Origin of the sequence: Nocardiopsis gilva YIM 90087 (assembly GCF_002263495.1) — a bacterium.
In the GTDB taxonomy this organism is placed as follows: domain Bacteria; phylum Actinomycetota; class Actinomycetes; order Streptosporangiales; family Streptosporangiaceae; genus Nocardiopsis_C; species Nocardiopsis_C gilva.
The window spans coordinates 1714576-1735371 of record NZ_CP022753.1 but is presented as its reverse complement, the minus strand read 5'-3'; the positions used below and the strand labels follow the sequence as shown (position 1 = coordinate 1735371).

The following is a 20796-nucleotide window of genomic DNA, read 5'->3' as shown; positions in this document are numbered from 1 at the left end:
TCAACAACTGCGTTGGTGGCTACAAATTCGTCATACCGGCCCGTAACCGATCTTGCCCCACTTATGGTCCGGAGCTACGAATCCCCCACCGGAAGGACGCAGGATGGCGCAGCCGTACATGCCCCAGTCCCCTCAGCCCAGGAAGCACAATCCGTGGCTACTTGGCTGTCTCGGCTGCGGCGGCGCAACCGCCGTGCTCCTTGTACTCGGTGTCGGCTGCATGGCCGTCGTCGGCACCAGCAGCACAGACGCTCCCTCGAAGGATGGGTCCGCTGCGGAGTCACAGGACGGCACAGCCGAATCGAAATTGGAGGGTAAGGGCTCAGCGGCCACCGACGCCCTCACAGTCGGCGACACCGGCACGGTGGACGACTGGAAGATCACCGTCACCGGCATCGACACGACCGATACCTACGGGCCGGAATACCTTGAGGAAGAGGCTCAGGGCGAGTTCAAAGTCGTGGGCCTCGAGGTGGAGAACGTTGGAGACGAGGCCACGCTTTTCGACGCGAGCGCGCTGAAGCTGGAAGACGCGGACGGCAAGAAGTACTCGTCCCAAACCACCATCGGCGAGAACGACCTGTTCCTGAAGCAGATCAATCCCGGCAACAAGGCCAGCGGCGAAGCCGTTGTGGACGTACCGAAGGGCACCGAGATCACCCAGGTCGTCATCGAGGATGTCTGGTCCTTTGCCGACCCCATCGTCTTCAAGGTTGAAGAGTAGGCATGGTCCCACGCACTGCAGCAGCCCTCATGCTGGGACTTCTGGTGGTCGGATACACGAGCGCCCCTGATGGCCGGAATTCCCACGCATCCTGCCGTGTACTTTGCCGACAAGGTGCCCTAGCGCATCACGCCAGACCAGCCGCCTGAGTTGGGCCCGGCTTCGGCCGGGCCGCCCCCGCGTGTGCGGTGGCGTACATATCTTGGCTCGCTAGCACATGACCCGGTCCACCCCCGCGCATGCGGGGCTTACGCTGCGCCCGGCCTACGGGTCCCAAGACGCCGCGGGTCCACCCCCGCGCATGCGGGGCTTACAGCAAATGACCTGGAACAATGCGGCGCGTTATGTTCTTGAGATCTTCTGTTGGCGCTATCGAGCAGTGGCAAGGAAGCGATCGCGGTTCACGATGGCGCGGGCCACCGTGCCTTCCGCGATGACGCTGGCCCCTTGAGTGACGGTGATGTCGAACTCTAGGCGCTTGCCTTCGACGCGGCTCAGGACAGCTTCAGCCTGAACTCGTGCACCGACTGGAGTGGGAGCACTGTGCGAGAGCGCCACATTGGTACCCACGCTGGTGTAGCCCTCGTCCAGGTGTCCGGCCAAGGCGGCGACGGTGGCCGCCTCCGCGAGGGCGAGAACGCGCGGGGTTCCCAGTACAGGGACGTCGCCGCTGCCGAGGGCGATGGCGGTGTCGTCGTCGGTCACCACGAGATCGGCTGTGCCTTGCAGTCCCTCGCTGATGGTCATGCCGAAGAAACTATCCGATGGCTGTGCGGCGCCCTGGGGCGGGACCGGGGAGCTGACAGATAGATCGACTCCACAGGCCCCTGTGGCGCGCTTCCCTACTCGACGACGGCGAGCAGGTCGCCCTCCTGGACCACGTCGCCCTCGGCGACGTCGATGCTGGACACGGTTCCCGGCCCCTCCGTCAGGACCGGGATCTCCATCTTCATCGACTCCAGGATGAACAGGGTCGCACCGGCGTCGACCTTGTCGCCCGGGGCCGCCGTCACCTTGAACACGTTGGCGACCATCTCCGCGCGGATCTCAGCCATGGTGTGCCCCTTTTCTTCCCCTGATGGTGAATCTTCCTGAACGGGGACAGATCCTACGGCAGTACCCGCCGGTAATGATCCTGGTCATCGGCGCGCGCGGTCGCGTTCGAGCACCTGCGCCGCTGCCGCCACCACTTCCGCGTCGTATTCGCGCCCCGCGTCCATCCGCAACCGCTGCAGGACGGCCTCGATCCGGTCCGCGTCCCTGGACTCGCCCACCAGGTCGTCGAACGCGTTGGCCACCTTGATGATCCTGCTTCCCAGCGGCGGCGGACCATCATCACCATCGCCCTCACAGGCCTCGCATTGGCGACGCACCAGTTCGGCCACGGCGTCGAGCACGCCCGTCTCCCGGATAACCGCTGAGCCCAGTTCGGCAATCCGTCGCTGCTCGCGCGGCGACGCCAGCACGGTCGCCCCGCCCGCGATCGGGTCGCGTAGCGAGAGCTGGCCGATGTCGTGCATCAGCGCGGCGTACTCCAGCTCCAGCAGCTCGGACTCGCGCATGCCGAGCTCACAACCGATCAGCCGGGCCAGGCGGCTGACGCGCCGCGAGTGGCCGGTCTCCACATACCCCCCGACCTCCGTCACGCGGGACAGCGAGCGCACGGTCTGCAGGTAGGTGAGCCGGATCTCGGCGAAGCGGCGAAAGGCCACCTGCGTCACCAGCAGCGGAGCCGTGAACACCAGCAGCCCCACAAGCCCCGTCACGGTGCTGGCCAGCGCGATGAGCACCCCGGACGAGCCGATCGCCATGCCGATCGCGAACTGTGCCCGCAACTCGTCGCCGAAGGCGACGCTGAGGCGGGTGTGCAGCCGTTCGGCGCGAATGGTGGCCGCGATGCCCGCGTCGATCAGCCAGGCCACGGCGACCAGGGCGGTCATCACCGCCACGATGAGCCACCAGTTGTCAGGGTCGGGCGGCACCTCGCGCACGAAAGGGCGGAACACCAATGCGGTGATCTCGACGATGAGCACGCGGCGGGCGAGGTCGCTCCAACGCGGCTCACGGCCAACGGCGATGTGCGGGAGCTCGCCGAGCGCGACCCCCAGCGTGACGACGGCGATGACCTGCCACGCGGAGTGGGTCACCATGACGCCGCCGATGCTCAGCAGGAACGCGTAGCCGATGGCTCCGGCGGAGGCGATCGGCGCGACCTCCCGATGCCCCGGCAGGGTGATACGGGCCAGCTCACCAGCCGCGATGAGCACGCCGAACGCGAGTGCCGCGTGCGGCTCCACGAATCCGACCAGCAGCGTCCAGATCAGCGAGCCGACAGCACAGCCACCCGCCGCGGTGATGAGCATCGCCCGAGCAGGGTCGATACGGCCGGGGGGCCACCCCCGACGCCGTATCCCCATCCCCTCCACTTCGGGCCTCCGTTGCAGGATCATCCGTCACTTTCCCCCGCGACCCGCAGCGGAACACTGGGGTCGTCGTGGTCCTGCTGGGCTACCTCGGCAAGGTCGTCATCGGGCGGCTCCACGGCGTCGGGCGCCTCCCACCCGTCGCGGGCCACAGCGGCGATCAGGGCGTCGACCATGACGGGGTCGAACTGCGGCCCCGCACAGCGGCGCAGCTCGGCGATGGCTTCACCAATCGAACGCGCCTTGCGGTAGGAGCGGGTGGAGGTCATGCAGTCGAAGGCGTCGGCCACCGACAGAATGCGGGCGAACTCCGGAATGTCCTCGCCGGAGAGCCCCATCGGGTAGCCGCCGCCGTCCATGCGCTCGTGGTGGTGCATGATCCCGGCGAGCGCCTCGTCCAAGAAGCCGATCTCCCGGACAATCTCGTACCCGCGCATCGGGTGCAACTGGATAGCGGCGTACTCCTCCTCGGTCAGGCGCCCGGACTTCTGGAGCACCTTCGTCGGGACGCCGAGCTTGCCCACGTCGTGCAGCATCCCGGCGTAGCGGATGGTGTGCACGCGCTCGGCGTGCATGCCCAGTTCCTGGGCGATCATCACGGCGGCCTTGGCAACGCGCATGCAGTGGCCGCGCGTGTAGTAGTCCTTGGTCTCCACCGCCTGGCAGAGCGTGGCGAGAGTGGCGTCGTGCGCCTTCTGCTCGGCGATGTACTGGTCGAAGGTCCAGCGTGCGATGAACAGCGGCAGCAGCACCAGGAGCACGGCGAAGGCGCCCACCGCTCCCCAGATGGCGGCGATGAACAGGCCGAGCATGCCGTAGCCGACCGACGACAGTTCGAGGCTGGCGAGTGGGCGCCAGCGCACCCTGCGAGGTCGCTGGATGTGCACGGCGCCCAGGCACCACATCAGGCCCCCGACGAGGGCGCTGTTGACAACGGTGTGGGTGAGGATCGCGACGGTGAAGGGCAGGACGATGAGCGGAAAGTCACCGCCCTCGGGGATGCCCATCCGGCCGCCGAGGAGTTGGAAGATGTGCCCGGCCGCGTAACCGGCCAGGGCGAACTGAGCGCCGTTGAACAGGCGCTTGACGAGGTTCTGCCGACGGAAGACGACGAAGCACGAGGAGAAGCCGACCACGGCCGCCCCGATCGGGCCGACCAGCACGACGGCCGCCAGGGACACCGACGAGCTCGGCGAGAGGCCCGTCTTCCCCGAAACGACCATCGTGCCGATGGACTCGGCGACCACGAACAGGACGGCGAGCAGGATCAGCGTGGCCGGATCAATCCCCGTGTAGGGACCGTGCAGCAGTACTGCCGCGGCGCTGAGGACGACGAGGCCGACGTACAACCGCGCCGCTCCCGGAAGCGAACGCAATTCCCGGTACCTCCTGCCCCGATGCCGACCGAACCGTCATGATTTCATCGATTCCGTTCTACCACCAGGACCACCCGCCGACGTGGGTGAGGACCCACCCCACTGCGAAAACCAGGTACGTCAGTTTCACGATCAGCAAAGTCACGGCCTACCGTCCTCTCCGGAGCCTCGGCACCGCGCACCCCCTGAATCTCCCCTGGGCGCGGCGCGAATATACCCCCATACGGTGGATATGACGGCTCAGTTTAACGGGCCTCGCCTCGCTATCGATTTCCCCAACCCGAAGCGTGAGACAACCGTGAGAAACCCACATCTCTCCGGTTTCAAATTGCGGAAATACGATTTAAATTCGTAGCTCGCGAAAGTCACTCTCCGCAATCTCTTTCCCGACATCGCGAGACACCAAATCTCCGCACCGCAGTGACTCCCGCACCACATTGGCCCCATGAAGGACAACCTTCATCACCCTATGTAACAGACGTTCACATACGATAACCGTATCGGCGCGCTTTATCCGCGCCACTTTTTGAACACGAAAGGCAGTGACGCCACCGGGCGTGTCAATGACATCCCTCGGACGCTCGGGAACACGATTCCGTGTCCAAAACCCGACTGTGGACACCACCGTGGCCGTCGGATGACGTTCGAAGGGCATTCGCGTACATGTCGCCCTAAAAGAGGGAACAGCGGCCGATATTATCGACCGCTGTGTCATGTCCGTTCATCCCCTGCTTCGCCGGGATCCACGGCGTGCGGGTATGGGGGCGGGAGCGGGAATCGGAGTGGTCCGCGACATGGTCCAGGGCAGGGCCGGAAGTCCGCGCTGACGCGGAGCGGGGTGGGGTGGGGCAGGGCGGGTTGGGAGGGGCGGAGCGGCAAAGGACTCCCGAGCGCAGGGCACAAGCTCGCGTCCCGGCCCGGACGAGCCGACCGCGGCTCCTCTCCTCCCTACACGCGCTACGCTTCCCCGACTCCGGTCTCGCGCGCCTCCTGCTCCTTCTGCGCCGCCGCGAGCCGGTGCAGCACCTTCTCGCGCAGATCGCCGGGAACGGGGTCGCACCCGCAGTGCTTGGCGACGAGCTTCTTCACGGCCTCCTCAAGGCCGTACTCCTCCAGGCACGGTCCGCACTCGTCGAGGTGCTGTCGAATCTCGTCGCAGTTGGACTCTGCGAGCTCGCCATCGATGTATGTGTACACCTTGGCCAGTACTTCGCTACAAGGCGTAGCGTGCGGTTTTCCGCACATCATCGTTGGTCCCTCCGACGTGCCCCACCAGTTGACGCTTCCATGGCCGCCGACTCGACGCCCTCCGCGGAGAGGATCCCCCGGTCGACCGCGTACTCCTCAAGGTGCGTACGGAGCTGTCGTCTCCCGCGGTGCAGCCGCGACATCACGGTCCCGATCGGGGTGTCCATGATCTCGGCGACTTCCTTGTAGGCGAACCCCTCGACGTCCGCCAGGTAGACCGCGATCCGGAAGTCCTCTGGCAGCTCCTGCAGCGCACGCTTGACGTCGCTGTCGGGCAGGTGCTCCAGCGCCTCCGCCTCAGCGGACTTCAGCCCGGTGGAGGTGTGCGACGCCGCCTGTGCGAGCTGCCAGTCCTCGACGTCCTCGGTCCCCGCCTGCTTCGGCTCCCGCTGCTTCTTGCGGTAAGAGTTGATGAAGGTGTTGGTGAGGATCCGGTACAGCCACGCCTTGAGGTTGGTCCCTTCCTTGAACTGGTGGAACGAGCCAAATGCCTTGGCGAACGTCTCCTGGACGAGATCTTCGGCGTCGGACGGGTTACGGGTCATCCGCAACGCGGCCGAGTACAGCTGGTCCAGGAACGGGAGGACATCCCGCTCGAACCGCGCTCCTCGATCCTCGATAGTCTCTTGGCCCTGATTCAAACCCGCCGGCCTCCTTGTGCTGGCATCCCGTGGGGCAACCGTAGCCTCACGATACGGCCCCGGGGCGGCGGGACGCACGCTTGAACCCGGAGGCGACGAGTCGGGGCGATCTTTCAGCAAGCAAGCGCTGGCGCTGGGCATGGACCTGCCTTTACTGTCCTTATCAGGCCGTACTCGGAGCTGCCGGGCCACAGAGCGGCAGCCGACCCGGGGGCGGCCGGGCTGGCGGGTGATGTCGGTGCCAACAACCGGCACCGCTCACTGATTCCGCCCCACAGCCGGTCCGATACACCTGACGACTCCCCGCGACTTCCTCCGACGGCTGAATCCGGGGAGGTGAGCCGTGGGAGAGTACGGGTAAAACCTCAACATCAGACGTGGGAGAGGAGCGTGCGTGCGACCGTCCTCCAGTTCCGCAGCCCGTGTGCCGGAGCCCCCGTCCGCCGATACCGCGGCGGATCCCGAGTCGATCCGATCCCCCGCGGCACATTTCTCCACTACTGATTCGCTGACCGCCTACTGGCGGTTCTATTGGGCGGTAGCCGACGCCCAGCTGGCCCGATGGCTCCCCCATGCCCCCGGGCTGATCCTGGATATGTCGCACCCGGATTTCCCCGGCGCCCAGCGCGCCGTCGCGGCCGGGCACGACGTCATTCCGCTCCTGCCCTCGGTCAAGAGATCCGTGCGGCGCCCCCTGACCCTGGTCAACGGCCACGCCCCAGCCCAGCGCGGACAGACCCCCGGACGGCTCCGCCCGGTCGTCGGGGACGCCACGCTGCTCGAGAGCTTCGCGTCGAACGTCTTCGACGGCGTCATCGCCGACAACCGCATCCTCTCCCAGCACCTTGCCACCGAGTCGTCGCTGGCCGAGATCGAGCGCGTACTGCGCCCGGGTGGGCGCACGCTGCTGTCCGTCGACTCTGTTGTGCTGGGCATGGCCCTGCTGGCCGAACAGGACTGCTGGCCCGAGCTGAGCTTCGCGCCCAAGGCCGACGTGCTCCTGGTCCCGTGGCCCGACGGCTCCATCACACGGTGCTTCACAGCGGAACAGCTGTCCGAGCTGTTGACGGAGGTTGGGCTGGAGCTGGAGTGGATCAAGCCGCGTACTGTGCTGTCGGCGTCGACGGTGGAGATGATGGTGAACGGCGACCCCCGGGCACTGAACCGGCTGGTCGACATGGAACTCAAAGCATCAGAATCCGACGACTACGTCGGCGTGCACCTACTCGCTAGCGCCCGCAAACCGGGCGGTGGCGACTGACTTATTAACGGTGGGCCAATCGACAGATCACGCGAAGGTAACACCTTGCGTTAGTGCAGGTCGCTTACTGTAAGCCCCGCGCGTGCGGGGATGGACCGACGACCTGGACGCCCGCGAGGCCGAGGTGCTGGCCTACGCAAAGCGGGAGCGCGTGCCGCTGGGCGAGGCCAGCGTGATGGAACGTTCAACCCGTCGGCGATCCGATCGATGCCGCTGTGGTGCTACGGGCTCAGCGGCGCCGACGCCGAGGGAACGGTCGCGGACGCCCGTGCCACGGTTCATGGCTCTGCACGGCAGAACGGTCCCCTCCAGGGATCCTGGAAGAGACCGTATTCAGCGAACCGATAACGTCGGCCCCTCAGGACTTCTCGGTCCTGGCTGCGGCCTGGGGTGGGATCAGTGGGCCACGGTCAATACGATGCAGCCGTTCCCACCTGGCCGACCGCTTGAGGGTGCGGTCATTCCCCACCCGTGCTCCGTGGGCGTCGCGCCGTACCCGCCGTCCCCGCCGCGGCCTGTGCCGACCGGGCAGGATTCTGGTGGGCTGATCCCCGGATTACCCCCTTCCCTCCTACCTGTCTCGCTTGTGTTGCCGGGGTGGCCAGCAACGTCGCTCTTGCAGTTGACGGTTCCGGTGTTGGGGGTGGGCGTGCCGCCCGGCCCGTGCGCGCCGTCGTCTCCAGCGTCACGTGCGGTACCACGCTTGCCGCCAGCCCCACCGTGGCCTGGCTGAGGGTCAGCGATCACGCTCTGCCTGGGGTGTCCGTCTCTAACAAGGGAGGGGCCAGTACCGTCCGACCCGGGCTTCCCATCATTGCTGAGGAAGTGTTCGCCGCTCCAGTGAGAGCCGGCTGCTCCGCCCATGCCACCCGCACCGACCCACAGGGTGATCTTCTCCCCCGACAGCGGCCAGTAGTCGCACGAGACCGCGGCACCGCCTCCGCCTGCGCCCCCATTGCCACCGGGCACGATGGGCGGCACGCCTGTGCCGCCACCGCCGCCCCCTCCGCCGGGGCCGATAGCGACGATTCCGATCCATGACGTGCCGGTGGGCACGGTGTACTCATGCCACTTGCCGGTCTCGGAGAAGGTGTGAACAGTGGCTGCGGTGGCCGGGACGGGGGTGAGCCCAGTCGCCGCCAGAGCCAGGGCAAGGGGGACGCTCAGCCGGATCGGGGTGGGCACGCGGGACGCCTTCGTCATGGTTCGTCCTTTTCGATGGGGGGATTCGCAGAGTGATTGCTCAACCACTCTTTGATCTTGTCTGGCCGGACCCGCACGCCACCAAACACCCTCGACCGCATCCGGACAACCGACCGACTACGCAGAGCTCATCTGCTACCGGTCACCGCGCGACATCGGCAAGGCCCCACCGCTGCGTAAGCGGGACCCTCATGTGTGCGTCTACTTCTCTCCCATGGCGGCGCGTAGCCAGTCCAGAGTCCCCTGCTCCAACACCGCATCCGCCAAAGCCTGCCCGGACTTCGTCTTGATCCGCGGCCGGGAGTTGTCGATCCACCGCTGGGCCGCCGAATACCCCTGCTCCCGGTACTCGATGCCCTGCAACAGGCACTCCAGTTTGTCGGCGTCCTTCGCGCACCGCGCCTCCGGAATCTCCTGGTCCTCGTAGTCGGAGACCGCGCCGCGCACCATCTCCGCCACCGGCTCGGGCATGCCCTCCGTCTGGTCTCCGGCGATCTCCACCGGATCCGGCTCCCCCTGGACGTAGCGCTGTCCGAGGTGGTTGAGGTCGCCGCTGCGGGTCTCGCCGGTGTCGTGCCACACCGCGATCAGCGCCGCCCGGCCCGGGTCCGCCCCCTCCATCCGGGCGAGGATCGAGGCGATGAGCGCCACCCGCCAGGAGTGCTCGGCCACCGACTCCGGGTCACGCACACCGGCCATCCACCACCCGGTGCGCCGCTGCCGCTTCAGCGTCCCGGCCTCGAACAGCATGTGGGCGGTGCGGGTCAGGTGGTCGTCCATGCGGGTTGCTCCCTCTACGCCTGGGAGAGGCGGATCGCGTACAGGATGGCGTCAAGCTCGCGGCGCGCCTGCGCCGACGTGTGGCCATCATCCAACAGCACCGCGACCCGCTCCCGCAGGGCCTCCGCTCCCCCAGCGGTCGCCCGCAACAGGTCAAGGCGCGCCGCCAGTAACGACCGCATGGTGTGCACGTACAGGTCGAGGTAGCCGTGCGCGGGCGCGAGGCGTGCCAGCAGATGCCGGAACAGCTTCCGGCCCTCCCACGCGCCGGTGCGGCCGGTGGCCATGAAGTCGTCACTCAATTCGATCTGCTGGATCTCCCCCACCCAGTACGCCCAGTACTCCAGGTTCGCGGCCTCGCCGCGGTCGTCGTCGAGCAGCTCGGCGCCGACGAAGTGCGCGAGGCGGTCCCGGTCGCCGAATCGTGTCGCGACGGAGGCGACGGATCGGGCGGCCAGCCAACGCGACAACCAGTCATCCGGCGCGCGGCGGCGCTGCTGCTCGGCCAGCCATGCGGACGCGTCCGGGGCGTGGTCGTACCCGGCGAGATACAGGGCCTGACGGCGCAGCAGGAACGTGCCCGGGGCGGTGGCGGTCTCGGCGGTGCGACGCAGCTGGGAGAACAGGTGCGTTCGCTCGGGGGCGGGCAGCTGGGGACTGGGAGCGGCGGGGCCGCGGCGGGCCTTGCGTGGCTGCGGCACCTCCCGCAGGGCCTCAGGGGTGTCGCCGGTCAGCGGCCAAGCGAGGAGCTCCACGAGGTCACGCTGCATCACCCACGCCCCCAACGGGCTTGCGTCGGCATCGCCATCGTCCTCGATGACGCTGGTCAACAGCACATCGGCTTCCATGGCCTTGTCGAGCGCGGCCAGCAGCGCGGGCTGCGCGCCGAGGCGCAGCAGCCGGTGGCGGTGCACCAGCATCTGCCCCACTGGCACCGCGGTAAGGGGGCGCCGCCCAGTCTCCCACCCGGCGACCGTGTCCGCAGAGACACGCAGCTGTTCGGCGAGGCCGTCCTGGGGAAGGTCGAGCTGCTCTCTGATGAGGCGTAGGACGTAGCCGGAGACGACGCCGCCTCGGGGGCGTCGCGGGGATCCCTGACCGGTGGTCGGGGTTGTGCCGTGGGAGCTCGGCATTCGGGTCCTCCTGGGGCGGGATACCCGTACTGGCAGTCACTACAGCGGGGCAATGCTGCTCCGTAGCGTCGTACTCACAGTAGAGGCTGGAGGACGACGATGACGACGGCAGGCGCCGAGCAACCGCTGCTGGCGGAGGTGCGCGAGCGGTACCCGGACTGGGAGATCACCCCGGAACCCGACGGGCTGCTGCGCGCCGTCCACCGCGAGGAGAAGCGCGACCTGTCCCGTGAGCGCGCGCTGATCTTCACCGAGCTGACCGCCTGGCAACCCGAACAGCTATCGGCCGCCCTCTTCGTCCAGCAGGCGCTCCGCGCGGGCCTGGAAGCCGACGAGCAGGCGGGGGTCCGGTAACCACTGACCTCGCAGTCGAGCGCAAGGCCCTGGAATCCGACTTCCCCGGCTGGATCATCCGTACTGGGTGGATCACTGGTGGCCTGTACTGCGTCGCCGAGCGCCGTGTCCCGCTGCTTGGGCCTCCCCAGGCAACGCCTGGCCTGTACGACCGGGTGACCGCGATCGGCCTCGGGGCGCTCCGCCGCGCTCTGGAGGGCCAGGCCCGCATCGCGGCCCGGCTCGGCCTCTAAGCAGGCTGCGCGCCGCAGGTGGCCCAGCCTGGTGACGGCGCGCAGCCCCCGCCCCACCTGCGTCGCCGGGCGCACTTCCCCACGGGGCGGGGGTCGCCGTACCCGCTGGCAGGGGGTACGGCGGAAGGCACTCCCGACGACTTAAGGAAAGACCCATGGATAAAGACGACCTCAACAGGCAGGCCGACGCTGAGATCGCAGGGCTCGTCCGCGACCTGACCTCGTCCGACGAGGCAACACGCGCCGACGCAGCCGAGAAAGCGCACCTCGCCGAAAAACTCCTGAAGGGCATCGACCGCAAGAAGAAGTAGGGGCGTACCTGCGTCCTCACTTCCGCCTCAAGGGCCACCGACCCTGACCAGGCACAATGGGGGGCATGCCCAGTCCGCTGACCCGTGTCCCGCCCGTCGTCGCCAACCGCGGCGCGGGCGGATACGCGTATCTGCTGGCGTGGGTGCGCACACCGTCCGGCCTCCTCGCGCGGATCACCTGGGTCGAGACCTACGTAGGCGAGCACGGGCAGCAATGGCGATGGGAAGTCGCCGAAGTGCCTGCCACGAAAGTCGAGCAGGTAAGCCCCGCGCGTGCGGGGGTGGACCGTGACTGGACCTATGACATGGGCCGGTGCGGCTGCACAGTGGCGCCGCACCGGCCTGGTACGTGGTCAGCGGACCGACCTCATGGGTCGGCTACGGGACCGGCACTGACCTGACACGCCACGCATCGTCAGGTCAATGCAGTCCCGAGCCAGCCTTAATCCGCAATCGGCAGGTAGACGCGCTTGCCCTGGTCCGCGAACTCCTCAGCCTTGTCCTGCATGCCCTTCTCGATGGCCTCCACCGTGGACAGGCCGTTCTCCTCCGCGTACTTGCGGACGTCCTGCGAGATCTTCATTGAGCAGAACTTCGGCCCGCACATGGAGCAGAAGTGCGCGGTCTTGGCCGGTTCGGCCGGAAGCGTCTCGTCGTGGAAGGCCTGGGCGGTCTCCGGGTCGAGTGCCAGGTTGAACTGGTCCTGCCAGCGGAACTCGAAGCGGGCCTGGGAGAGGGCGTCGTCCCACTCCTGTGCCCTCGGGTGCCCCTTCGCCAGGTCGGCGGAGTGCGCGGCGAGCTTGTAGGTGATGACGCCAGTCTTGACGTCGTCGCGGTTGGGCAGGCCGAGGTGCTCCTTGGGCGTCACGTAGCAGAGCATCGCCGTGCCGCACCAGCCGATCTGCGCCGCCCCGATCGCCGAGGTGATGTGGTCGTAGCCCGGCGCGATGTCGGTCGCCAGCGGCCCCAGTGTGTAGAAGGGGGCCTCGCCGCACAGCTCCTCTTCGAGTCGCACGTTCTCGGCGATCTTGTGCATCGGCACGTGGCCGGGACCCTCGATCATCACCTGGACGTCGTGCTCCCGCGCGATGTGCGTGAGTTCGCCCAGCGTGCGCAGCTCGGCGAACTGCGCCTCGTCGTTGGCGTCGGCGATGGAACCCGGCCGCAGCCCGTCTCCCAGCGAGAACGTGATGTCGTACTCGCGGAAGATCTCGCACAGCTCCTCGTAGTGCGTGTAGAGGAAGCTCTCCTTGTGGTGGGCCAGGCACCAGGCGGCCATGATCGAACCGCCGCGCGACACGATGCCGGTGACCCGCTTCGCCGTGAGCGGGACGTAGCGCAGCAGCACGCCCGCATGGACAGTCATGTAGTCCACGCCCTGCTCGGCCTGCTCGATGATGGTGTCGCGATAGATCTCCCAGGTCAGCGAGGCCGGGTCGCCGTTGACCTTCTCCAGCGCCTGGTAGATCGGGACGGTGCCGACGGGCACCGGGGAGTTGCGGATGATCCACTCGCGCGTCTCGTGAATGCGCTTGCCGGTGGACAGGTCCATGATCGTGTCGGCGCCCCACCGGCTGGCCCACACCATCTTCTCCACCTCCTCGGCGACGGAGGAGGTGACGGCGGAGTTGCCGATGTTGGCGTTGATCTTCACCAGGAAGTTCTTGCCGATGATCATCGGCTCGGACTCCGGGTGGCGGCGGTTCACGGGGATGATCGCCCGCCCGATGGCGACTTCGGACCGGACGAAGTCCGGGTCCATGCCCTCGCGCGCGGCGATGAACCGCATTTCCGGGGTGATGACGCCGGCCTTCGCGTAGGCCAGCTGGGTGACCGCCCCGTTGATGGGCTCGCGGTCGTCGATCCACGCCTCGCGTGTCCGGGCGAGCCCGGCATGCACGTCGATGGTCGCGGAGGAGTCGGTGTACGGACCGGAAGTGTCGTACAGATCGATGTGGCTGCCGTTGCTGAGTCCAACCCGCCGTTGCGGGACCTTGAGCGTCCGCCCGGAAGCGGGGTCGTCAACCTCCAGGTAGACCTTTTCGGAGCCCATGATGGGGCCGCTGGTCACGGTGGGTTGGACACTACGGTCGTCAAGCGCCGTCAAGGCACGCCTCCCTACGCCGGAATTACCCGAACAGGTTCTGCGGTCGGCGGCACCGTCCCCTTCTGGGGACAGCCGCCCTCTCAGCCCGCCAAGGCGCGAGCTCCCGCGGTTCTTCATTTTTCGGCCCGTGCTGCGAGCCGCGACGATCGACCGACGCGCCCGTAGAGCAGGCACGACGCGATCGCGTGAACGCGAACACGGACCCTATGACCGGGGACACCATACCCATGGCGTGCGCGGAGATTCCACCCCCCGGACCGACAGCACCCCGCCCGCACGCGGTCGGGCGGTGCGGCCGAACCGGCTAGAACAGCGTTCCCGGCTCGGCGTCCTCCTGGACCGCTTCCACCGGTTCCAGCAGCTCAGGACCGTTGTTGCGAATGCTGTTGACGGCGGTCCCCACCTGGTGGATGTCGAACTCGCGCACGGGTGTGGAGGCCATGACGTGCTGGAGGTCAGCGACGCCGGAGGCGGGATCCAACCAGGTGTCCCAGGCGTCGCGTGGGACGACGATCGGCATCCGCTCGTGGATGTGCTCCAGCTCCGGGGCGGCCTCGGTCGTGACGACGGTGCAGGTCCACAGCCAGGCGTCCGGGTCCTCCTCCGGGAGTTCGGGGTTACGCCACCGCTCGAACAGACCGGCGAGGGCGAGCGGGGAGCCGTCGGCGTAGCGGACGGCGAAGGGGCGCTTCGTGGACTTGGCCTTGCGCCGCTTGTGGCCGGCGTCGGTGGCCGGGGACGTCCCGGGCTCGGACGATCCCGGCGCCTGGTCGGGCATCAGCTGCCACTCGTAGTAGGCGTCGGCCGGCAGGAGGCACCGCCGCCGCTTGAACGCGGCCCGGAAGGACGGCTTCTCGGCCACGGTCTCGCCACGGGCGTTGATCATTTTGTAGCCGACGTTGATGTCCTTCGCCCATGACGGCACCAGCCCCCAGCGCAGTGTGCGCAGGTACTGGGGGCCTGTCGGGTGCGCGCCGCGCCCGACCTCGCCGGGCGGTGTTCCGAGTACGGCGTAGACGGGCTTGCCCGGCGCGATGTTGTAGTCGGGCTCGAGTTCCTCCAGCGGGGGCCAGGAGCGAGCGTCCCGCGCCGCCTCGACCGCTTCGTCGATCTCCGGAAGGTCGAATGCGAGCTGGAGCTCGTGCTGGTTTCGCGCCTGGGCATAACGGCCACACATAGCGAGTCATTATTCCATCCACCCACTGACACAGCGGGTCGACAACCTGTGGGGCGCCCACAGCGGTGACGTGGCGACCGCCGCCCGCGGCTTCGCCTCGGCGCCACTTCGGCTTGGCCCTCTCGACCCGCCGCAGGTCACGTCAGGGGACTTCAGGTCACTTCAGCTCGCTGATCGCCGTTCGGACCAGATCGATGGAGCGCCGCGGCGGATACGCCTCGGCCTGCAGTGCGCCGAAGAGGGAGAGCATGCGGTTGACCTTCTCGGCCTCCCGGAAGCTCTGGCCGCCGAATGTGTTCTCCATGTGCAGCAGAGTGCCCGTCGGCAGCTCGAAGATACGGAAGGGAGTACACAGGCCGGGGTGGTGTCCGATGTCGTTCGGGATTACCTGGAGCCGGACCTTTCCGCTGGACATCAGCTTCTCGACGTGCTGAAGCTGCTCGCGCATGATCCTTCGGTCGCCGATGGTGCGGGTGATCACCACTTCGTCCACGACGAACCAGAGTGCCGGAGACTCCGGCAGCACCGCCTCCAGCCGTTCGCTGCGGGCCTTGACCACCGCCTCGATGCGATCCGACGGGACACCGACCTGCCGTGCGCTGATCAACGTCCGCGAGTAGTCGGGCACCTGGAGGAGCCCGGGTATCAGGATGGGGTGGTATTCCCGGATCCGTCGCGATACGCGCTCCATGCGCAGTACGCCGCGAAAGCCCTCGGACAGTTCGTCGGTATCGCTCAGCTCCGCCCAGAGTTGGCGGAGCGTTCCGCCTGTAGCGAGCTCGCGATCCAGAATGTCGCAATGTTCCGCCTTTGGCGTCCGCGTCCCATTCTCGAACGCCCCGATCAGCTGGCGCGATATTCCGACCGAGCGACCCAGCTGATCCTGCGTTTTCCCAGCTCGCTCGCGTAGACGGCGGAGTTCCGCGCCCCACCGGAGCCACGCTCCATTCCCTTTCTCCACCATGTTCCAAAGTTGACACAGTGCGCCACACCATGCCACGGATTCCACGAAAGGCTAGAGTCATGTGGCTTCTATGGAAGGTTTGCTGGTACCGGCGCCATTCTGGGGACAGCGCACGGGAAAATAGGAGAACCACATGAGATCGCCGAGGGCGCGGACCCGCCTGCTCCGCACGACCATCCCCAGTGGTCACACCACCGGCATCGGATCCGGCCGGGGGTGGCCCTAGTGCTGACTCACCCGCCGAGTTTCGAGACGAGGAGAGGCGTCACGACCGTCACGCGCGGACGCCTCCAGATCATTTACGACCGCCGTGCCGTCGAGTCCCGCAGATGGGACGTCTACTTCGACGGCAAGCTGGTCGCCGGACAGGTGACGATGGACGACGCCCACTGGGCGCTGCTCACTTCCGGGGTCACCACGATGCCGGACGCGGTCGACCTGTTGAACGCCGCCATGGGGTGCCAGAACGCACGTCGGCGCCTGAAGCGGCAGAGCGGCGGCCAGTAGAGGCGACAGAGGCAGTCCAGGTCGGGATCGATTTCCCCATTCCCCCCGCGACATCCCCCATCATCCACCGCCTCTCCGTCACTGCGCCCCACTCAACGGCGTTCGAGTGCCAGCGCCCGACGCCTGACCTCCCGCAGCATCACGCGACGCAGGAGCCCGCTGCCCAGGCGGATGAGCAGCCAGTAGCGCCCCATCCGCCTGCGCGAGACCGCGTCCGTGCACGCCACTCGCGTCTCGGTGATCACCTGCGTGCCACCGGACCTGGTTTCGAGGAACCGCATCCCGAATACGGCCTTGCCGTAGCCCGGTTCGCTGAAGGCCAGGAACCCGTCCGCGTCCATGACGTCGGTGCGGTTCTCTTCACCTCCGAAGGTCCACCACCGGCCGATGAGGCCCTGAACCTCTTCGTAGGGCGCTTCCTGGGCAAGCGGAATGAAGGTCGTCGGCATGTCCTCGTGGACCCGACCATTGCGAAGCCGCCCGATCAGGCGCCGGGCAGCCAGTAGTGGTCGCCCCACCCGAGTGTTGGCGAGCACGTCGGCCACGTCGAGCTGCTGATAGGCGTCCCATGCGGTCCGCGGCGGCACGGGGATAACGATCGTGTGCCGCTCGGCGAAGTGCGGTGCGGGCAGGAAGTCGTCGGCGAGCGTGCGCACGTGCATGGCCCGGTCCTCCCATCGGAAGCGCTGTCGCACGCAACCTATGGGGAGCGCTACCCAACGCGACTCCCCCACGTGGGGGAATCCGTTCCCCCATGTGGTCGCGCCGGCTCGCCGGATGGTCCCACCCATGTCCGATGCCGAGTGATACCGGAATCACCGGGTGTGAACAGAGTGGGCCGGATAAGCTTGGGAGCGACCCGAGAGCCCCCGGAGGAACCGGAACCCATGCCCACCCTTGAGCAGCGTGTCACCTCGATCGAGCGGCTGTATCTCAACCTCGCCGCCGATCAGCAGGCCCTGGCCGATCGCCAGTCCAACGTGGATGACCGCATCAACTCAATCGCCGACGGCCTCGTCGAGCACCGGAGAGAGGTCAAGGAACGCTTCGACCAGGTTGATGCCCGCTTCGACCGCGTCGATGACCGCCTTGAGAGACTCGAAGCGGGTCAGGCCAAGCTCGAAGCAGGACAGGCTGAGTTGAGGGAAACCGTCTCAGAGATCAAGGCCAACCACGTTGAGATGCATGATCTACTCAAGCGGCTCGTGACCAAGATCGACGCCTGATCATTAGGCCTCGTCAGCGACCTTGACGACAGGTTCGTGGTGGACCGGGAAGTTCACCGAGCGGGCGATGAAGCAGACCTGATTGGCCCTCGCGTGCAGCTTCTCGGCCGCCTCGACCATGCTCTCGTCGGCGACCGTGACAACGGGGTGCAGGGTGACCTCGGAGAAGTCGCCGGAGGAGTCAGCGCGGGTGACCATGGTTCCGGTGGCCCGGTCCTCGTAGGCCACAACATTCACCTTGGCCGCCACCGCGAGCGCGAGGTAGGACAGCATGTGGCACTCGCTCAGGGCGCTGACCAGCAGATCCTCCGGGTTCCAGCAGCTCGGGTCGCCCCGGAACGCCGCGTCGGCCGATCCCTTGAGCACAGGGCGGCCCTCGGCCTCGATGTCGTGGGAGCGATCGAAGCCGCGATACTGCGTGGTGCCCGAGCCGGTGTTCCCGGTCCATCGCGTGCGGACCTCGTAGTGGTGGGTCTTGTCCGCCATTGCTCCCCCTTCGACGCGATCACATGTTCGATCTCGATCCCAAGGCCCAGCATGCCACGTCCCGGCCCCGTTGCGGCGCTCCGGACGTCCGCCCGTTGTATCGGCAGGTTGGGCCCGGACCGAGCGCTGGCGTGAGGCATCGAGTGACCGGGGTCGGCCGTCAGTCCCGACACGCGCACGCGCGCGAGCGGCGGCACGACCGACAGACGGGCGGGCACGGCGCGGCGCACAAGGAGGCCACGTGTGGCCACTGGCCCCGGCTACCCTGGGGATCATGCCGACCTCCGCACCGACCTGGCCTGCTCCGACCGCCCGCGGCCCCGTGGACGCCACGGTGAGCCTGCCCGGATCCAAGTCGATGACCAACCGCGCGATGATCCTGGCGGCCCTCGCGGAGACACCCGTTGTCGTCCGCCGTCCACTGCGCAGCCGCGACACCGACCTCATGGCCGCAGCCCTGCGCGCGCTCGGGATCGGTGTGGTGGAGGACGGCGACGACTGGGCCGTCACGGCCGCTCCGCCACGCGGTCCCGCGGCGCTGGACGTCGGCAACGCGGGCACGGTCATGCGCTTCGTTCCGCCGCTGGCGGCGCTGGCCGACGGCGACATCGACTTCGACGGCGACCCGCGGGCGCGGGAGCGGCCCGTCGGTCCGCTACTGGACGCCCTGCGGTCCCTGGGCGCCGACATCGACGACGGCGGGCGCGGCGCGCTCCCCCTCGTCATTCACGGGACGGGCGGCCTGCGCGGCGGATCGGTCACGCTGGATGCCTCCAGCTCCTCCCAGTTCGTGTCGGCGCTACTGCTCAGCGGCGCCCGCTTCGACGAGGGCGTGGAGGTGCGCCACATCGGCGATCCCGTCCCCTCGCAGCCACACCTGGACATGACCGTGGAGATGCTGCGTGCCGCCGGGGTGCAGGTCGACACCTCCATCCCCGACGTGTGGCGTGTGGCCCCCGGCCCCATCAAGCCGGGCGAGATCGTGGTCGAGCCCGACCTGTCCAACGCCGCGCCGTTCCTCGCCGCCGCGCTGGTCACCGGTGGCCGAGTCACCGTGCGCGGCTGGCCGCAGCAGACCACCCAGCCCGGCGACGCCCTGCGCGACCTGTTCACCGCCATGGGCGGCGAGGTCGCGTTCGACGCCGACGGACTGACGCTGCGCGGCACCGGGGAGATCCACGGGATCACCGCCGACCTGCGCGAGGTCGGCGAACTGACCCCGACGATCGCGGCCGTGGCGGCGCTGGCCTCCACGCCCTCGCGCATCACCGGCATCGCCCACCTGCGTCGGCACGAGACCGACCGCATCGCGGCGCTGGTGCGCGAGATCAACGAACTGGGCGGCGACGCCGAGGAGCTGCCGGACGGCCTGGTGATCCGGCCGCGCGCGCTGCACGGCGGCGTGTTCCGCAGCTACGACGACCACCGGATGGCGACCTCGGGTGCCGTGATCGGGCTCGCGGTGCCCGGGGTGGAGGTGGAGAACATCGCCACAACGGGCAAGACACTGCCGGACTTCCCAGGCCTGTGGTCGGAGGTCACCGCGTGAGCAGCGGCGGCAGAGGCTACATCGACGAGGACGACGTCCGAGTCCGCGCCCGCGGCGGGTCGCGCCCGCGCACCCGCAAACGGCCCAAGCATGAGAACGCCAGCCGAGGCTTCGTGATCGCGGTCGACCGCGGTCGCTACCGCTGCCTGGTCGACGGCCAGCCCATCGTCGCGATGAAGGCGCGCGAGCTGGGGCGGGGCAGCATCGTCGTCGGCGACCAGGTGGCGCTCGTCGGGGATCTGTCCGGCCGACCCGACACGCTGGCGCGTGTGGTCCGGGTCGAGGAGCGCCGATCCGTGCTGCGCCGAACCGCCGATGACACCGATCCGGTCGAGCGCATCATCGTCGCCAACGCCGATCAGCTGGTCATCGTCTGCGCTCTGGCCGACCCGCAGCCGCAGCCGCGTTTCATCGACCGCTGCCTGGTGGCCGCATACGACGCCGGGCTGGAGCCGCTGCTGTGCCTGACCAAGTCCGACCTCACGGCTCCGGACGACATCCTGGAGATCTATTCATCGCTTGACCTGCCCTACGTCGTGACGAGCATCGACGGCGACCTCGATGAGATCCGGAGCTACCTGACCGGCCGGACGAGTGTGTTGGTGGGCTCCTCGGGCGTGGGCAAGTCCACCCTGGTGAACCGGCTCCTCCCCGACGCCGAGCGTGCGGTCGGGCACGTCAATCCCGTGACGGGGCGCGGCCGCCACACGTCGACGTCGGCGGTGGCACTGCCGATCGACGGCGGCTGGATCATCGACACCCCGGGCGTGCGCAGCTTCGGTCTCGCGCACGTCAGCCCCGATGACGTGGTGGCGGGCTTCCCCGACATGGACGAGGCCGTGGTGGAATGCCCGCCCGGCTGCACGCACACCGACGGCACCCCGGACTGCGCGCTGGACCGCTGGCTGGCCGAGGGCAGGCTCGATCCCGCCCGCGTCATGTCCCTGCGGCGCCTGCTCAGCAGTCGCGAGGGCGACGACAGCGCGTCGCAACCCGCGTGACGATCCCCTGAGGGATCCGTCGGGCAACGCCCCCGACCCACAACCAGAAATCGTCAATCCGGGGTTGACGCCTGCACATGCGTCAACCTACC

Annotated in this window: 23 protein-coding genes and 1 pseudogene; 9 read left to right on the top strand and 15 right to left on the bottom strand. The window is 68.0% G+C overall.

The window, feature by feature from the left end; all coding sequences use genetic code 11:
- The first annotated feature begins 103 nt into the window (after positions 1-103).
- Complete coding sequence (locus CDO52_RS08150) at positions 104-724, top strand: DUF4352 domain-containing protein (protein WP_193373644.1); 621 nt, start codon at positions 104-106, stop codon at positions 722-724.
- Positions 725-1093: 369 nt separating this feature from the next.
- Here CDO52_RS08150 and CDO52_RS08145 read toward each other — a convergent pair whose 3' ends face one another.
- The 6 genes from CDO52_RS08145 to CDO52_RS08120 all read right to left on the bottom strand — a co-directional run bounded on the left by CDO52_RS08145 (position 1094) and on the right by CDO52_RS08120 (position 6412).
- Positions 1094-1471 (bottom strand): thioesterase family protein, encoded by a 378-nt coding sequence (locus tag CDO52_RS08145; protein WP_017617302.1) that lies wholly within the window; start codon positions 1469-1471, stop codon positions 1094-1096.
- Between the two features lie 95 nt (positions 1472-1566).
- Positions 1567-1779, bottom strand: a complete 213-nt coding sequence (locus CDO52_RS08140) for a biotin/lipoyl-binding carrier protein (RefSeq protein WP_017617301.1) — start codon at positions 1777-1779, stop codon at positions 1567-1569.
- Between the two features lie 84 nt (positions 1780-1863).
- A complete protein-coding gene (locus CDO52_RS08135; RefSeq protein ID WP_033299360.1) occupies positions 1864-3141 on the bottom strand; it encodes an HD-GYP domain-containing protein in 1278 nt (425 codons plus the stop codon).
- A gap of 29 nt (positions 3142-3170) precedes the next feature.
- Positions 3171-4496 (bottom strand): HD-GYP domain-containing protein, encoded by a 1326-nt coding sequence (locus CDO52_RS08130; protein ID WP_017617299.1) that lies wholly within the window; start codon positions 4494-4496, stop codon positions 3171-3173.
- Positions 4497-5480: 984 nt separating this feature from the next.
- A complete protein-coding gene (rsrA, locus tag CDO52_RS08125) occupies positions 5481-5771 on the bottom strand; it encodes a mycothiol system anti-sigma-R factor (protein ID WP_026125516.1) in 291 nt (96 codons plus the stop codon).
- Entirely contained in the window at positions 5768-6412 is a 645-nt protein-coding gene (locus CDO52_RS08120) for a sigma-70 family RNA polymerase sigma factor (protein ID WP_017617297.1), read from the bottom strand. Before CDO52_RS08120 ends, rsrA begins: the two co-directional genes overlap by 4 nt.
- A gap of 394 nt (positions 6413-6806) precedes the next feature.
- Here CDO52_RS08120 and CDO52_RS08115 point away from each other — a divergent pair, with 394 nt between their 5' ends.
- Positions 6807-7673 (top strand): methyltransferase domain-containing protein, encoded by an 867-nt coding sequence (locus CDO52_RS08115; protein WP_094932290.1) that lies wholly within the window; start codon positions 6807-6809, stop codon positions 7671-7673.
- Positions 7674-8069: 396 nt separating this feature from the next.
- Here the strand turns inward: CDO52_RS08115 and CDO52_RS29670 are convergent, their stop codons facing one another.
- The 3 genes from CDO52_RS29670 to CDO52_RS08105 form a co-directional block, all read right to left on the bottom strand.
- Positions 8070-8876 carry a glycine-rich domain-containing protein gene (locus CDO52_RS29670; RefSeq protein ID WP_449406725.1) on the bottom strand — a complete coding sequence of 269 codons (807 nt, stop codon included), beginning with the start codon at positions 8874-8876 and terminating at the stop codon, positions 8070-8072.
- A 201-nt stretch (positions 8877-9077) separates the two neighbouring features.
- On the bottom strand, positions 9078-9656 hold the full coding sequence (locus CDO52_RS08110; protein ID WP_017617295.1) for an HD domain-containing protein: 579 nt from the start codon (positions 9654-9656) through the stop codon (positions 9078-9080).
- Positions 9657-9670: 14 nt separating this feature from the next.
- The gene (locus CDO52_RS08105; protein ID WP_017617294.1) at positions 9671-10789 is read right to left on the bottom strand and encodes a helix-turn-helix domain-containing protein; all 1119 of its coding nucleotides are present in this window, start codon (positions 10787-10789) and stop codon (positions 9671-9673) included.
- Between the two features lie 99 nt (positions 10790-10888).
- Here CDO52_RS08105 and CDO52_RS08100 point away from each other — a divergent pair, with 99 nt between their 5' ends.
- From CDO52_RS08100 to CDO52_RS28635, 3 genes are all read left to right on the top strand, one after another.
- Entirely contained in the window at positions 10889-11143 is a 255-nt protein-coding gene (locus CDO52_RS08100) for a hypothetical protein (protein WP_017617293.1), read from the top strand.
- Positions 11144-11531: 388 nt separating this feature from the next.
- Positions 11532-11687 (top strand): hypothetical protein, encoded by a 156-nt coding sequence (locus CDO52_RS28090; RefSeq protein WP_017617292.1) that lies wholly within the window; start codon positions 11532-11534, stop codon positions 11685-11687.
- Positions 11688-11752: 65 nt separating this feature from the next.
- A complete protein-coding gene (locus tag CDO52_RS28635; RefSeq protein ID WP_232524413.1) occupies positions 11753-12088 on the top strand; it encodes a hypothetical protein in 336 nt (111 codons plus the stop codon).
- A 41-nt stretch (positions 12089-12129) separates the two neighbouring features.
- Here the strand turns inward: CDO52_RS28635 and thiC are convergent, their stop codons facing one another.
- The 4 genes and pseudogenes from thiC to CDO52_RS29425 all read right to left on the bottom strand — a co-directional run.
- Entirely contained in the window at positions 12130-13794 is a 1665-nt protein-coding gene (gene thiC, locus CDO52_RS08090) for a phosphomethylpyrimidine synthase ThiC (protein ID WP_017617291.1), read from the bottom strand.
- A gap of 304 nt (positions 13795-14098) precedes the next feature.
- Positions 14099-14971 carry an SOS response-associated peptidase gene (locus tag CDO52_RS08085; RefSeq protein ID WP_017617290.1) on the bottom strand — a complete coding sequence of 291 codons (873 nt, stop codon included), beginning with the start codon at positions 14969-14971 and terminating at the stop codon, positions 14099-14101.
- 157 nt (positions 14972-15128) lie between these two features.
- On the bottom strand, positions 15129-15692 hold the full coding sequence (locus tag CDO52_RS28630) for a DUF5753 domain-containing protein (protein WP_269769193.1): 564 nt from the start codon (positions 15690-15692) through the stop codon (positions 15129-15131).
- Between the two features lie 39 nt (positions 15693-15731).
- A pseudogene (locus CDO52_RS29425) lies at positions 15732-15935 on the bottom strand (helix-turn-helix transcriptional regulator); the annotation flags it as partial.
- A gap of 225 nt (positions 15936-16160) precedes the next feature.
- On the opposite strand from CDO52_RS29425, the gene CDO52_RS08075 reads away from it, so the two are divergent.
- On the top strand, positions 16161-16442 hold the full coding sequence (locus CDO52_RS08075) for a hypothetical protein (RefSeq protein ID WP_152471506.1): 282 nt from the start codon (positions 16161-16163) through the stop codon (positions 16440-16442).
- 92 nt (positions 16443-16534) lie between these two features.
- Here the strand turns inward: CDO52_RS08075 and CDO52_RS08070 are convergent, their stop codons facing one another.
- A complete protein-coding gene (locus CDO52_RS08070) occupies positions 16535-17104 on the bottom strand; it encodes a hypothetical protein (protein WP_017617287.1) in 570 nt (189 codons plus the stop codon).
- Between the two features lie 225 nt (positions 17105-17329).
- Here CDO52_RS08070 and CDO52_RS08065 point away from each other — a divergent pair, with 225 nt between their 5' ends.
- Positions 17330-17668 (top strand): hypothetical protein, encoded by a 339-nt coding sequence (locus CDO52_RS08065; RefSeq protein ID WP_017617286.1) that lies wholly within the window; start codon positions 17330-17332, stop codon positions 17666-17668.
- 3 nt (positions 17669-17671) lie between these two features.
- Here CDO52_RS08065 and CDO52_RS08060 read toward each other — a convergent pair whose 3' ends face one another.
- Entirely contained in the window at positions 17672-18154 is a 483-nt protein-coding gene (locus CDO52_RS08060) for an OsmC family protein (protein ID WP_017617285.1), read from the bottom strand.
- Positions 18155-18428: 274 nt separating this feature from the next.
- On the opposite strand from CDO52_RS08060, the gene aroA reads away from it, so the two are divergent.
- Both aroA and rsgA read left to right on the top strand, forming a co-directional pair.
- The gene (gene aroA / locus CDO52_RS08055) at positions 18429-19703 is read left to right on the top strand and encodes a 3-phosphoshikimate 1-carboxyvinyltransferase (protein WP_026125514.1); all 1275 of its coding nucleotides are present in this window, start codon (positions 18429-18431) and stop codon (positions 19701-19703) included.
- The gene (gene rsgA, locus CDO52_RS08050; protein WP_017617283.1) at positions 19700-20704 is read left to right on the top strand and encodes a ribosome small subunit-dependent GTPase A; all 1005 of its coding nucleotides are present in this window, start codon (positions 19700-19702) and stop codon (positions 20702-20704) included. The genes aroA and rsgA overlap by 4 nt, the downstream gene beginning before the upstream one ends.
- Positions 20705-20796: the final 92 nt, after the last annotated feature.

Bases quoted from the DNA above. Each gene is read 5' to 3' on its own strand.
- CDO52_RS08150 (WP_193373644.1), top strand. From the start codon at position 104: ATGGCGCAGCCGTACATGCCCCAGTCCCCTCAGCCCAGGAAGCACAAT.
- CDO52_RS08145 (WP_017617302.1), bottom strand. From the start codon at position 1,471: ATGACCATCAGCGAGGGACTGCAAGGCACAGCCGATCTCGTGGTGACC.
- CDO52_RS08140 (WP_017617301.1), bottom strand. From the start codon at position 1,779: ATGGCTGAGATCCGCGCGGAGATGGTCGCCAACGTGTTCAAGGTGACG.
- CDO52_RS08135 (WP_033299360.1), bottom strand. From the start codon at position 3,141: ATGGGGATACGGCGTCGGGGGTGGCCCCCCGGCCGTATCGACCCTGCT.
- rsrA (WP_026125516.1), bottom strand. From the start codon at position 5,771: ATGATGTGCGGAAAACCGCACGCTACGCCTTGTAGCGAAGTACTGGCC.
- CDO52_RS29670 (WP_449406725.1), bottom strand. From the start codon at position 8,876: ATGACGAAGGCGTCCCGCGTGCCCACCCCGATCCGGCTGAGCGTCCCC.
- CDO52_RS08110 (WP_017617295.1), bottom strand. From the start codon at position 9,656: ATGGACGACCACCTGACCCGCACCGCCCACATGCTGTTCGAGGCCGGG.
- CDO52_RS08105 (WP_017617294.1), bottom strand. From the start codon at position 10,789: ATGCCGAGCTCCCACGGCACAACCCCGACCACCGGTCAGGGATCCCCG.
- CDO52_RS08100 (WP_017617293.1), top strand. From the start codon at position 10,889: ATGACGACGGCAGGCGCCGAGCAACCGCTGCTGGCGGAGGTGCGCGAG.
- CDO52_RS28090 (WP_017617292.1), top strand. From the start codon at position 11,532: ATGGATAAAGACGACCTCAACAGGCAGGCCGACGCTGAGATCGCAGGG.
- CDO52_RS28635 (WP_232524413.1), top strand. From the start codon at position 11,753: ATGCCCAGTCCGCTGACCCGTGTCCCGCCCGTCGTCGCCAACCGCGGC.
- CDO52_RS08085 (WP_017617290.1), bottom strand. From the start codon at position 14,971: ATGTGTGGCCGTTATGCCCAGGCGCGAAACCAGCACGAGCTCCAGCTC.
- CDO52_RS08070 (WP_017617287.1), bottom strand. From the start codon at position 17,104: ATGCACGTGCGCACGCTCGCCGACGACTTCCTGCCCGCACCGCACTTC.
- CDO52_RS08065 (WP_017617286.1), top strand. From the start codon at position 17,330: ATGCCCACCCTTGAGCAGCGTGTCACCTCGATCGAGCGGCTGTATCTC.
- CDO52_RS08060 (WP_017617285.1), bottom strand. From the start codon at position 18,154: ATGGCGGACAAGACCCACCACTACGAGGTCCGCACGCGATGGACCGGG.
- aroA (WP_026125514.1), top strand. From the start codon at position 18,429: ATGCCGACCTCCGCACCGACCTGGCCTGCTCCGACCGCCCGCGGCCCC.